Raw genomic sequence first — 356 nt, forward strand, 5'->3', positions numbered from 1 at the left:
GCTGCCCGCGCGCGCCGCGCGCCTCGTCGGCCCGTTCATCTTCTTCGACGAAATGGGGCCGGCCGTGCTGCCCGCCGGCAGCGGCATCGACGTGCTGCCGCATCCGCACATCGGTCTCGCGACCGTCACCTACCTGTTCGACGGCACGCTGATGCATCACGACAGCCTCGGCTTCCGGCAGAAGATCGTGCCCGGCGACGTGAACTGGATGACGGCCGGACGCGGCATCGTCCACGCGGAGCGTTCGCCCGACGAGGACCGGCCGCTCGAGCAGCCGGTGCACGGGATCCAGACCTGGGTCGCGCTGCCGGTCGAGCACGAGGACACGGCGCCCGCGTTCGCGCATCACGCGGCCG

1 protein-coding gene is annotated in these 356 nt (G+C 71.9%); it reads left to right on the forward strand.

The window, feature by feature from the left end; all coding sequences use genetic code 11:
• Positions 1 to 356: pirin family protein (locus SB772_RS39495; RefSeq protein WP_410838450.1), on the forward strand; the 356-nt coding region annotated here is incomplete at both ends.

The sequence above is a fragment of the Paraburkholderia sp. SIMBA_030 genome, from assembly GCF_046535245.1.
Classification (GTDB): Bacteria; Pseudomonadota; Gammaproteobacteria; order Burkholderiales; family Burkholderiaceae; genus Paraburkholderia.